This window comes from Microvirga sp. 17 mud 1-3, from assembly GCF_003151255.1.
Taxonomy (GTDB): domain Bacteria; phylum Pseudomonadota; class Alphaproteobacteria; order Rhizobiales; family Beijerinckiaceae; genus Microvirga.
Map to the genome: position 1 here is coordinate 1641016 of NZ_CP029481.1, position 12055 is coordinate 1653070.

Genomic DNA, 12055 nt, shown 5'->3' on the forward strand with positions numbered 1-12055 from the left:
TTATCAACGACCTTACGCCGTGCCCTTGCCCTTTTCCGCCGCCTCGGTCCGCCTGTCGGCCCTTCATGCTGCGAGCTTCTTCAGCCACGGCTTCTATTTGCCGTTCTTTCCCATCTGGCTGAAGAGCCGGGACTTGGACCCGGCGGTGATCGGCATCGTGGTGGCCATCCCCATCATGGTGAGGATCCTGGCCACGGCGCCCCTGCTCAGCCTTGCGGACCGCTCCTTCGGGCCGCGCCGGCTGCTGCTCGCGAGCCATCTGGGGCAGATGGTTGTGTTCCCGCTCCTGATGTTCGCGCAGGACAGCGCGACGATCATCGCCCTCGTGGCCCTGGTGGCCATCGCGCAAGCGGCCGTGATCCCGGGGAACGACCTGGTGACCACGGCGGCGGTCCAGAACGATCCGCGCCTGCATTACGGGCGGCTGCGCGGTTTCGGCTCGATTTCGTTCTTCATCGCCAACATCGTGGCCGGCTACCTGGTCGGAGCTTTCGGAGCGGATATCGTCCTCGCGGCCCTCACGGTCATCCCGCTCCTATGCATGGCCGCGACAATCTCGGCCGTGCCGGCGCACGGGGCCGACCTTTCCGCAAGGGGCAGCGCTGGCGCACCCGCTAAGGGCCTTCCGGCTGTCCTCTGGATCGTCATGATCGCGGCCGCCATGACCCAGGGGACGCATGGGGCGCTCAACGCCTTCGCGAGCATCTACTGGCAGTCGCAGGGCTTTGCGGATTCGGTCATCGGCTATTTCTGGGCCGCGGGCGTCATCGCCGAGATCGTCGTGTTCATGGTCCTGGGCAACGCAGTCGGCCGCGGCTCGGGCCTCGGGCTCATCGCCATCGGGGCCGCTGCCGCCGTATTCCGCTTCACCCTGATGTCCTTCCACCCCGGCGCGGCCCTGACGCTCGGCCTCCAGACCCTGCACAGCCTGACCTTCGGGGCCTCGCATATCGGCGCCATGGCGGCCCTGACGGCCCTGGCGCCGCTCCATGCTAGAGGCCGGGCACAGGGCATCTACGGGTCCCTTGCGGCCCTTTTCACGGCGGCCTCCACCATCGCGAGCGGCCTGATTTACAAGGAGGCCGGCGCGGCGGTCTTCGCTGCCATGGCGCCGCTCGGCGCCATCGGCCTCGTTCTCATCCTGGTGGCGTCCCGGATGCTGAAGGCTCAGCCCCAGAGAGCAGGGGCGGGCGGGTAAACGATGCTGCCCTCGTAAGTGAGGCCCGGCTCCCGGTCCTTCGCGAGGAGGAGCGGGCCGTCGAGATCGACGAAGCGGGCGCGGGGCGCCAGCACCATGGCCGGGGCCATGGCGAGGGAGGTTCCGACCATGCAGCCGATCATCAGCGAGAAGCCGCGGGCTTCGGCCGCATCCGCCAGGGCGAGGGCTTCCGTGAGGCCGCCGGTCTTGTCGAGCTTGATGTTCACGGCGTCGTAGAGGCCGACCAGCCGGTCGAGGCTCGCCCGGTCGTGGACGCTCTCGTCGGCGCAGATGGCGACCGGCCGGGAGATTGTCCCCAGGAAACCGTCGTTCTTGGCCGGAAGAGGCTGCTCCACCAGGGCGAAGCCCGCTTCAGCGCAGGCCGCGAAGTGCTCGGCAATGTTGTCCTCGGTCCAGCCCTCGTTGGCGTCGGCGATCAGGGTCGCATCGGGGGCTGCCCGGCGCACGGCCGCAATCCGCTCCAGGTCACCGCCCGGGGCGCCGAACTTCACCTTCAGGATCGGCCGGTCCGCCGCCTTTGCGGCCGCCTCGGCCATGGCCTCGGGCGTGTCGAGGCTGATCGTATAGGCCGTGGTCGCCGGCGGCCAGCGGGTCACGCCTGCCGTGAGGTGGGCGCGGATGCCCGAGCGCTTGGCGTCCAGATCCCAGAGGGCGCAATCGAGGGCGTTGCGGGCCGCGCCCGGCGGCATGGCGGCCTGCAGGGCCTCGCGGGTCAGGCCTGCCTCGACCTGCGGCCGAAGGGCCTCGATGGCCGCAGCCACCCCCTCGACGGTCTCGCCGTAGCGGGCATAGGGCACGCATTCCCCATGGCCCACGGCCTCGCTGTCCCGGATCGTCGCCGTGACGACGACGGCTTCCGTACGGGAACCGCGGGCGATCGTGAATTTGCCCGCGATGGGGAACCGGTCGACGGTAACGGACAGCTGACGCATTCTGGGCCTCTTCTCGTAACTTCGGCTCGACTTGTGCCTTGGCGACACGCTATCACCAAACGGAATCAATGCCGGAAGGATGATCGTGGCGCAGAGCATCTTGGCTCAAGAGCCGCAAGTCGAAATCGACGGAGCCGGAGATCAGGTGACGGCGAAGCTCGCCGGGCACTGGATCGCCGAGAATTCCGGTCGGGTGGAGTCGCTGGCTGCGGAGATCGCGGCCGGCGCGGACCATCATCGCGTGATCATCGACCTCGGCAAGGTGGAGCGCCTCGATACCCTCGGCGCCTGGGTGCTCGACCGCACCCGGCACGAGCTGGGCGAGAAGGGGCTCACGGCGGATTTCGCCAATGCGTCCCCGGAGCAGCAGATCCTGCTCGACGAGGTCGCCTATCGGGGCTTCCAGGAAAAGAAGGTCGTCCAGCACTCGAAGGTCATGGATTTCCTGGTCGACGTGGGCAAGACCGTCCAGGGCGCCGGCAAGGATCTTGTGGACGGTGTGGCGTTCCTGGGCGAGCTGGTCTCGGCCCTGATCCGCGTGATTCTCAATCCGCGGCGGTTCCGCGGCACGGCTGTCGTCAACCAGCTGGAGCAGATCGCCTATCGGGGCGTCCCGATCATCGTGCTGATCTCGTTCTTGGTGGGCTGCATCATCGCCCAGCAGGGCATCTTCCAGCTCCAGCGCTTCGGCGCGACGCCCTTCGTGGTGGACCTGATCGGCATCCTGGTCCTGCGCGAGCTCGGCGTTCTTCTCACGTCGATCATGGTCGCGGGCCGCTCCGGCTCGGCCTTCACGGCCGAGATCGGCTCCATGAAGATGCGGGAGGAGATCGACGCCCTGCGGGTCATGGGGCTCGACCCCATCGAGGTGCTGATCGTGCCGCGCATCCTCGCCCTGTTGATCGGCCTGCCGCTCCTCACCTTCATCTCGTCCATCGCGGCGCTCTCGGGTGGCGGCATCACGGCGTGGCTCTACGGGGACATCAGCCCAGACGTCTATCTCTCCCGCCTCAAGGCGGCGCTGGCTCTCAACACCTTTTTCGTCGGCATCATCAAGGCCCCGTTCATGGCCCTCGTCATCGGCATCATCGCGACCCTCGAGGGCGTGGCGGTGGCCGGATCCGCCGAGTCGCTGGGCCGGCACGTGACATCCTCGGTCGTGAAGGCCATCTTCATGGTGATCGTGCTCGACGGTCTCTTCGCCATGTTCTTCGCAGCGATCAAGTATTGACCATGGATACGCGCCGTCCCCCCTCCGCCGAGAACCGGGAAGTGGTCATCCGCGTGCGTGACGTGGAGGTCGGCTTCGGCGAGAAAACGATCCTCAAGGACCTGGACCTCGATGTCTATCGCGGCGAAATCTTAGGCTTCGTCGGAGCTTCGGGCCAGGGCAAGTCGGTCCTGACCCGCGCGATCCTGGGTCTCGTGCCCAAGCGGGCCGGCACCATCGAGGTGCTGGGCCAGAACCTCGACGAGCTTTCCGCCTCCGAGCGCCGGCTCCTGGAGCGGCGCTGGGGAGTGCTGTTCCAGCAGGGCGCCCTGTTCTCGGCCCTGACCGTGAAGCAGAACGTCCAGGTTCCGATGCGGGAGTTCCTTCATCTGTCGGACCGGCTCCTCGACGAGCTCGCCATGCTCAAGATCGAGATGGTCGGCCTCAAGCCGGACGCCGCCGACAAGCTGCCCTCCGAGCTCTCCGGCGGAATGATCAAGCGCGCGGCGCTCGCCCGGGCGCTCGCCCTCGATCCGGACATTGTCTTCCTGGACGAGCCGACCTCGGGCCTCGACCCTATCGGCGCGGGCGAATTCGACGAGCTAATTGCTACGCTACAACGCACTTTAGGGCTCACGGTATTCATGGTAACCCATGATCTCGACAGCCTTCACACGGTCTGCGACCGAATCGCGGCCCTTGGGGAAGGCAAGATCCTGGCGGAAGGGCCCATCGAGACGATGCTCGCATCGGATCATCCTTGGCTCCGCGCCTATTTTCACGGGAAACGGGCACGCGCCGTCATGGCTGGCGACGCTTAAGGTTTGTAATGGAAACGCGCGCGAATTACGCATTGATCGGGCTGTTCACGCTGGCGGTGATCGCGGCGGGGTTCGGGTTCGTCTACTGGTTTTCCGGCGGCGACCGCGGCCAGACGCGCCAGGCCATCCGCATCGTGTTCTCAGGGTCTGTGTCCGGCCTTTCGAAAGGCTCCACCGTGTCCTTCAACGGCCTGAGGGTCGGCGAGGTGACGGATATCAGCCTCCTGCCCGAGGATCCGCGCCGGGTGGTGGCCATCGTCCAGGTGGACAACAGCACCCCGATCCGCACCGATACCCGGGCCCGCCTGGAATACCAGGGCCTGACCGGGGTCGCGACCATTGCGCTCTCGGGAGGCGAGCCCAATTCGCCCCAGCTTGTCGCCGGCCCTGGCCAGCCCCTGCCGACGATCTTCGCCGACCGTTCCGACTTCCAGGACCTCATCGAGACGGCGCGCAACATCGCCCGGCGTGCCGACGACGTGCTGGAGCGCGTAGGGCGCGTGATTTCCGACAATGAGGGGTCCATCAACCGGACCGTCCAGAACGTGGAGCGGTTCTCCCAAGCCCTCGGCGAGAATGCCGAGGGCATCGACCGCTTCCTGGCCCAGGTCGGGCAGGCGGCCGAGAAGGTCGGGCCGCTCGCCGAGAAGCTCGAGACCCTCGCGACCAACCTCGACGAGGTGGTCAAGGCCGTCGACCGTCAGCGCGTCGCAAAGATCGTCGAGAATGTGGATACCTTCACGCAGGGCCTGGCCGACAGCCGGAAGGACATCAACGACGCCCTGCGCGACGCCGCGAGCCTCGTGGCCCGGCTCAACGACGCTGCGCCCAAGCTCGATACGGCCCTCGACGACATCACCAAGCTGACCAAGGCCGTCGATCCTTCCAAGGTCGGGCGGACGGTGGACAATGTGGACGTGTTCACCCAGATGCTGAGCCGCCGCAGCCCGGACGTGGACAAGGCGATCCAGGAGGCGCGCTCCATCACCGAGAAGCTCAACAAGTCCGCCGATAAGATCGACGCGGTGCTGGCCGGGGCTGAGAAGTTCCTGGGCTCCGCCTCGGGCCAGGAAGGCAAGAGCGCCTTCGAGACCATCAAGGAGGCGGCGAATTCGGTCCGCGAGCTGGCGGATAACCTCAACGAGCGCACCACCGGCGTGCTCACGGGGCTCGGCCGGTTCACGGATTCGGGCCTGCGGGAGTACGAGGCTCTGGCCGTGGAAGGCCGCAAGACCCTCAACGACATCAGCCGGGCCGTGCGCAGCATCGAGCGTAATCCACAGCAGTTTATTTTCGGTGGCCGTCCAAACCTGCCTGAATACAATGGCCGCCGCTAAGCTCTGATCCGCATGTACAGGTCCTCCGTGTTCTCCCCCTCAGCCGACCGGGTTCGGTCTTTCCTGCGCCTCACGCCGGTGGCGGTTCTGGCGATGCTGGCCGGTGCCTGCTCGTCGGGACCGACCCCCACGACCTACGACCTCTCGGCTCCGACCTCCCGGATCCGGGGCGCCGCGGGCGTGCAGGTGCTGGTCAACGAGCCTGCCGCCCTTCAGTCCCTCTCGACCCAGCAGATCATCGTGAAGGATGCCTCGGGGGCGATCACGTTCCTCGGAGGAGGGCAGTGGGCCGACAATCTCCCGCGTCTCATCCAGACGCGGCTGATCAACACCTTCGAGAACGCCTCCCAGCTGCGCGGCGTCTCCCGCCCGAGCAGCGGCGCCGTCGCGGACGTGCAGCTCATCTCCGAGCTGCGGCGCTTCGAGGTCTCGACCCCGGACAACATGGCCGTGGTGGAGATCGCCGTGAAAATCGTGAACGACGCGAACGGTCGGATCGTCAGCGGCCGGATCTTCCGGGGCCAGGTCCCGGTGGCGGCCGTGGATGCCGCCAATGCGGCGCGATCCCTCGACGAGGCCCTGTCCGTCGTAATGCTCGACATCGTCCGCTGGGTCAGCGGCAGCCGGCTCCCCCGGCGCGAGGAACCCGACCAGGCCGGCGGCTCGCCGCCGGCGTAAGGTCTCCGGCGGCGAGCGCCGACCTTTGTCCATGCTTTACCCCTCGTCTTCCAGCACATCCGTCGCTCGGTGGTGTTCGGGCACGCCTTCGCAGAAGAATACGACCGAATCCGAATGGTCCGTCCGCAGGCGCAGGATCGCCTGATACGCCGGGGATGCGTACCAGGCGCGCACTTGCTCCAGATCCGGAAACTGGATGACCACGAGATGTCCTTCCCAGGTTCCTTCGACGGTCTCCGGCAGGCCGCCATGGATGAGGAAGCGGCCGCCGAAGGGCGCCAGGGTCGCGTCGATGCGTTCGAGATACTCCACGATGGCGGGACCCATTGTGACGTTGCGGAGATGACCGACCGCGTAGGCAGACATGGCGAGAATCCTTGTGACATAAGGGGAGAAGGGCCGCCTCACGCGGCGACCCTTGAGCCGGGAGGAACTAGGCGACCGCTTCTGCGGGAGCCTGGGCCGGGACCTGATCGAGGAAGCCCGCCACGGTCTTCAGGCGTCCGCCTTGAAGGGTGGCGAAATCCGTTCCCTTGACGATCCCGTCCGCGCCTTCTGGCCCGAGCTCCCACGAAAAGCGGATGCAGTCGCCATAGCCGTCGGGTGTTCCCGTGAGGGCGAAGCGGAAGGTGGGGAAGCGCTCGTGTACGGCGGCGATCAGCGTGTCGATCTGGTCGAGGCCCTCGCCCTGCATCAAGGGATCCCGATAGGTGCCGTCCTCGGTCCATATCTGCGACAGGAGACGGCGGCGCATGTCCGGGTCGGTCTCGTTCCAGGCGGCGATGTAGCGGTCGGCGATGGCGGTGGCGTCGGTCATGAGAGGTCTCCTGTTTGGGCCCGGCCGATCGGTCGGGGCAGGGGAACCATGCGGGAGTGGGGCCACCGGGTCGATTACGTCACAGGTCATGAAAGCGCGGATGGCCGCTCAAACGAAAAACGCGGCCCTGAGGCCGCGTTTTCCTTGAAGTGCCGTGAGAACCTAAGGCTCAGCCGAACCGGCCGCTGGCATGGGCCAGCATCGTGTAGACCTTGCCGGTCTCCGAGGTCAGGTAGGTCTTGGTCAGCATCGAGTCCCGGTCGTCTCGGGAGACTTCTGCGAGCAGGCGCTCGAACTCTTCCACGTAGCGGTCGACCGTCTGCTTGAATTCCGCGTCTCGCTGGTACTTGCGGCGGATCTCGTCGAAGGTCTGCTGACCCTGGATCGTGTAGAGCCTGCGGGTGAACACGTTGTGCTCGCCGCGCCGGTAGCGGTCCCACAATTCCACGGCCGCCTCGTGATCGATCATCCGGGCGATATCGACCGAGATCGAATCGAGGGATTCGAGGCTGTTCAGCCGCGAGCGGTCGGGGCGGGCGGTGCGGCTCGGCTCCGTCGCCTCGTCCCGCGAGGCGCGGTTGAGGAGATCCGAGAGCCATCCGCCGCGGCCGGCCTCACGGGCCGCCTCTTCGCGCCGGGGCGCTGCAGGCCGCTCGGCGGTCGGCGAAGCCTGCGGGGCCGCCGGAACCTGCGACACGACCGGAGCCGGGCGGACAGGCGCTGACGGGGCAGGAGCGGCCGGCGCCGGAGCCTGCACGGCCTCGGGCTGGCGGGCCACGACGGGCGCCGGAGCCTGGACTGGGGCAGCGGCAGGGACAGGGACAGGGGCAGGGGCAGGACGCTGCTCGACCGCGGCCGCCATGGCGGCGACCGAGGCCTCGTTGACCCGGCGGGCCTGGGCGGCCGGGACCGCGTCGACCACACGGCTCGAACGGGAGACCAGGGCTGAGAGCTCGTTCAGGGCCTTGATCTGGTCGGCCACGACTCGGCGCATATTGGCCGTGGTCTCCTGGGTCTCCTGCGGCAGCTCGACGACGCCGCGGCGCAGTTCTGCCCGGGTGGCTTCGAGTTCGCGCTGGATCTGGGCCGTCATGCCGCGCAATTCGCCCATGGTCTCGCGGAAGCGGGCCGTGGACGTGTTGAGGGCTTCGGCCATCTCGGTGGAGGCCTGCTCGTAGGCGGCCCGGAGAGCGGCGGCCGTGCGCTCGCCTTCCGCGCCCGTGGAGGTGCGGATGCGCTCGAACTGCTCGCCGATGACCTGGGTCGTGCTCTGGGCCGTATCGGCCAGGATCGTGCCGACCTGGCGGGCCTTGGCCTCGGCGTTCTGGAGGGAACCCTCCACCAGGGACGAGAAGGAGCGGGTGACGGACTCAAGCTCTTCCGAGCGGGTGTTGATGCGCGACAGCAGGTCGTTAAGAGCCTCCTCGCGGCCCGCGAGGGCGGAGTTGACCCGCGCTTCCGCCCGCTCGAGCGAAGCGGCCGCCTCGTTGAGGGTCTGGATCTGCTCGCGGACGCCGTCCGTGAGCGCGCGGCCGCGCTGATCGAGCGTTTCGGCTAGGTCAGTCGCCTGCTGGATCGCGCCGGACGAGACGGAGCGCAGGGCTTCCACCTGATCGGCGACCTGGTCGGAGGCGCGACCGGTCTGGGTGGCGATCTCGGACAGGAGGCTTTCGATCTGCTGGACGCGGCCCGCGAGACCGTCCTCGATGGCGCCGAGATTGCCGCTGGCGCTCGCAGCCACCTGCTGGAGCAGGCGGTTGGCGTCGTTCAGGCGGCCGAGGACCTCCGAGAGGTCGCCGCGCAGGCGCTCGTTGGTCTCCACCAGGGTCGCGACGCTGCTCTGCGTGCGTTCGTCGATGGCGGCGCGCAGGGCCTCCGAAGACTGCACGTAGGAGGCGGTCAGCTCCATGGAGCGCTCCTGGAGGGAGGCGAGCATGGCGCTGCTGCGATCCTGCAGGCTGCCGATGACCGTGTTGCTGCGCTCTTCCAGGTCGCGCAGGGCGGTCCGGCTGATGGTCTCGATCTCGCTGCCGATGGCACTGCCGCGCTGGCTCAGGCTCTCCACCAGAGTCGTGCCCTGCTTGTCGAAGATCTCGCGGATCTCGCCGATGCGGTTGCCGAGCGAGCCGAGCACGGCCTCGCCCCGGTTCTCGATCGCTTCCGCGACGCCGGACAGGCGGTTGACGACGCGCTCCTCGAAGGCGGCGACGCGCTGGTCGAGGGTTCCGGCAATCTCCTCGGCGCGGGTGCCGAGGGTCTCGTTGAGCTGCGCCGCATGGGCGCCCAGGGTCTCGCCGATCTGGTCGGCCTTGCTGGAGAGCGTTTCGGCGACGGCGCCGCTGCGGGCGGCAATCGCCTGGCCGATCTCGTCCATGCGGGCCTGGAGGGCGTTCGCCACGTCGCGGCCACCTTCGGCCATGACGCGCGCCATCTCGCCGGTGCGCACCACGAGCGCCTCGTTGAGCGCGGAGGCGCGGGCGCCGAGGGTCTGGTCGACGCGCTCGACGATGGTGTCGAAGCTGGCGGTGATCTCCGACGCGCGGCGGGTGGCGTGCTCTTCGAGAGCCGTGAGCTGGGTCTCGATGCCGCCCGTGGCCTCGCGGGCCCGCTCGGTGAAGGATTCGGCAAGGGCGCGGCCCTGCACGGTGATGAGGCGGTCCATCTCCTCGAAGCGGCCGCTGATCGTCTCCGTCAGGCTGCCCACGTCGCGCGAGATGCGCTCGGCCACGTCGCCGCCGCGGTTCATGACGTCCTCGAAGGCCGTCAGGCGGGAGCCGAGGGTCTCCTCCATCTCGCGGCTGCGGGTTTCGACGGTCTGCGTCAGGCTCTCGGCGGTGCGGTTCAGGGCCTCGTTCACACGGGCGCCCTGGGACGCGATGGCCAGGACGATGTCCTTGCCGGTGCCGGCGAGACGGGTCTGTGCCTCGTCCGCATGGCGGCCGAGCGTCTCGGAGAATTCCTGGCCGCGGGTTTCGAACTCGGTCCGGAACGCGTCCATCCGGGTATCCATGAGAGCGCCGATGCGCTCCCCGGTCGCCGTGAGATTGGCCTCCAGGGTCTCGCCCTGGACCGTGACCGTTTCGCTGACTCGCTGGCTGGCGGTCTCGAGGCGGGACGCCAGGTCCTCGACCCGGGTGCCGATGGCCTCGTCGGCGAGGCGCACGGCGCCTTCAAGCTGCTCGCGGACTTCGGTGCCGCGCAGGGAGATTTCCCGGGTGACGTCGCCCGCCGTCGTGGCCAGGCGCTCGCGGAACTCGTTCCCGCGGACCACGATCTCGTCCACGACCTCGGTGCCCGTGGAGGCGAGCTGCTCGCGCAGGGTGCGGCCCCGGGCGGCCATGTCCTCCAGGAAGGCCGAGGCGGTGCCGGCGAACTCGGTGCGCAGCGTCTCGCCTTTGCCGGTCAGCTCCTCGACGATGGAGGTGCCGGTCTCGGCCAGCTGCTCGCGGACCGTGTTGCCGCGCAGGACGATCTCCTCGCCCACGGACGTGCCGGCGGCGGCGATCTGGTCGCGCATTTCGGCCGTGCGGGCCGTGATGTCGTCGGCGATCACGCCGCCGGTGGCGGCGAGCTTCTCGGTGATCTCGCTGCCGCGCTGGGCGAAACTGTCCTCCAGGGTGCGGGCGGTCTGCTCGAAGGCCTCGCGCACATCGTTGCCCTGCTGGGCAAGGGCCTCGATCACGCCGCGGCCGGTCTCGGCCAGGGTACGCGTGACTTGGCTCGCGCCTTCCTGAAGGTGTCGGGTGAGCACGTCGCCCGTGCGCTCGAACGCGCCCGTGATGTCCTGCGCCTTGCTTTCGAGGGCGCCCGTGATGTGGGCGCCGACCTCGGCGATGCCGGTCTTGATCTCTTCACTCGTGCCGGAGAGGCGCTCCACAAGCTCGACGCCGCGGGTCGCCATTTCGTCGACCACCCGCTCGCCGGCGCGGCCGAGGGCCTGCGTGATCTGCTCGCCGCGCTCCTGAAGCGAGGAGGTGACGCGGTCACCCGCGCCATGAACGGACGAAACGACGCGCTCGGCCGCCGCGTCGAGATCCTGGGTCAGGTTCTGGTGCGAACCCGTGATCGCGCTGCGGACGCGCTCGGCATTCGTGACGATGGCCTCACGCTGCGTCACTAGCTCGTCGATGAGGGAGCGGATGCGGATCTCATTGTCCGAATAGGCGCGCTCCAGGGTGGAGATTTCGCTGCGGACCAGGGTTTCGAGCTCGCCTGCGCGGGCCAGTGCCCGCTCGACGCCGTCGCCCACCGCGGCCACCTCGCGGCGGACCGCCTGGGACACGGACAATACGGCATCCGTCGAGAAGCTCTCGGGCTGCGCCAGCCGCACGGCCACTTCGCCCACGGCGCGGGCGACCTGCTTCATCTCCTGCGAGCGGACGGTCAGCATGGCGGCGATGAAGAAGAGAAGGACCGGGGCGATCAGCACCGCGCCCGCAACGGAGAGCTGCGGCACGCTATAGGCGGCCAACAACTGCTCGGGCGTCGTGATGCCCTGGGAATAGACCAGGAAGGCGGCGCCGCCGAGCCAGAGCAGGGACGCGAGCGTGGCGATTGCGTAAGGGCGTCCGGAGGGGCGAACCTGGAGCGCCTGGAGCATAACGCCGACATTCTGCCGGTCGTCGTTGGCGACGGTGCTGCGATCCGGAGCGACGAAGCCGGAGCGGGGCGCGTCCTCCGGCCTGGTGTCGCGGAAATTCGCGGAATCGTTGGAAATATCGGGATCGAGATCGGCGAAGGGGCCCTTCGTGAAATCGTGATCGTCGATATCCGGCAGGCGCGGCTCTTCCTCGGGCTCGAGGTGTGAGGACCGTTCCGGAGAGGAGGTCGAGGGCAGGGCATCGTCCAGGTTCAAAGCCTGCTCGACGGCGGACAGGGCCGCCTCTGCCGGATCTTTCATCTTCTTCTTTTCGGTCGCCATGATCGCCCTCGTGACGCAACAGATGGGGTTGAAGCCGCCGGACGCGCCGAATGATAACGCACGTGTAGAGACTTCGTCCGAGCCGCAAAACCCTTTTGAGGCTTACGTTCGGTAACCTGC

The 12055-nt window shown here is 68.1% G+C and carries 9 protein-coding genes; 5 read left to right on the forward strand and 4 right to left on the reverse strand.

Annotated elements, in window-relative coordinates:
* The first annotated feature begins 19 nt into the window (after positions 1-19).
* Positions 20-1198, forward strand: coding sequence for an MFS transporter (locus C4E04_RS07695; RefSeq protein ID WP_162559314.1), 1179 nt, complete (start codon positions 20-22; stop codon positions 1196-1198).
* Here the strand turns inward: C4E04_RS07695 and dgcA are convergent.
* Positions 1168-2151: an N-acetyl-D-Glu racemase DgcA gene (gene dgcA / locus C4E04_RS07700; protein WP_109596407.1), complete on the reverse strand. Its 984-nt coding sequence runs from the start codon at positions 2149-2151 to the stop codon at positions 1168-1170. The two genes, C4E04_RS07695 and dgcA, sit on opposite strands and share 31 nt — an antisense overlap.
* A 79-nt stretch (positions 2152-2230) precedes the next feature.
* On the opposite strand from dgcA, the gene C4E04_RS07705 reads away from it, so the two are divergent.
* From C4E04_RS07705 to C4E04_RS07720, 4 genes are read left to right on the forward strand one after another with little or no spacing between them, the layout of a single operon-like run.
* The gene (locus tag C4E04_RS07705; RefSeq protein ID WP_109596409.1) at positions 2231-3382 is read left to right on the forward strand and encodes an MlaE family lipid ABC transporter permease subunit; all 1152 of its coding nucleotides are present in this window, start codon (positions 2231-2233) and stop codon (positions 3380-3382) included.
* A gap of 2 nt (positions 3383-3384) precedes the next feature.
* A complete protein-coding gene (locus tag C4E04_RS07710; RefSeq protein ID WP_109596411.1) occupies positions 3385-4182 on the forward strand; it encodes an ABC transporter ATP-binding protein in 798 nt (265 codons plus the stop codon).
* Between the two features lie 8 nt (positions 4183-4190).
* Positions 4191-5519 carry an MlaD family protein gene (locus C4E04_RS07715; RefSeq protein ID WP_109596413.1) on the forward strand — a complete coding sequence of 443 codons (1329 nt, stop codon included), beginning with the start codon at positions 4191-4193 and terminating at the stop codon, positions 5517-5519.
* Positions 5520-5531: 12 nt separating this feature from the next.
* The gene (locus C4E04_RS07720) at positions 5532-6197 is read left to right on the forward strand and encodes an ABC-type transport auxiliary lipoprotein family protein (RefSeq protein WP_109596415.1); all 666 of its coding nucleotides are present in this window, start codon (positions 5532-5534) and stop codon (positions 6195-6197) included.
* A gap of 36 nt (positions 6198-6233) precedes the next feature.
* On the opposite strand, the gene C4E04_RS07725 is transcribed toward C4E04_RS07720, so the two are convergent.
* From C4E04_RS07725 to C4E04_RS07735, 3 genes are all read right to left on the reverse strand, one after another.
* The gene (locus tag C4E04_RS07725; protein ID WP_109596417.1) at positions 6234-6563 is read right to left on the reverse strand and encodes a DUF1330 domain-containing protein; all 330 of its coding nucleotides are present in this window, start codon (positions 6561-6563) and stop codon (positions 6234-6236) included.
* Between the two features lie 67 nt (positions 6564-6630).
* Positions 6631-7014, reverse strand: a complete 384-nt coding sequence (locus C4E04_RS07730; protein ID WP_109596419.1) for a nuclear transport factor 2 family protein — start codon at positions 7012-7014, stop codon at positions 6631-6633.
* 169 nt (positions 7015-7183) lie between these two features.
* Positions 7184-11935 carry a hypothetical protein gene (locus C4E04_RS07735; protein ID WP_109596422.1) on the reverse strand — a complete coding sequence of 1584 codons (4752 nt, stop codon included), beginning with the start codon at positions 11933-11935 and terminating at the stop codon, positions 7184-7186.
* Between the last annotated feature and the right edge of the window lie 120 nt (positions 11936-12055).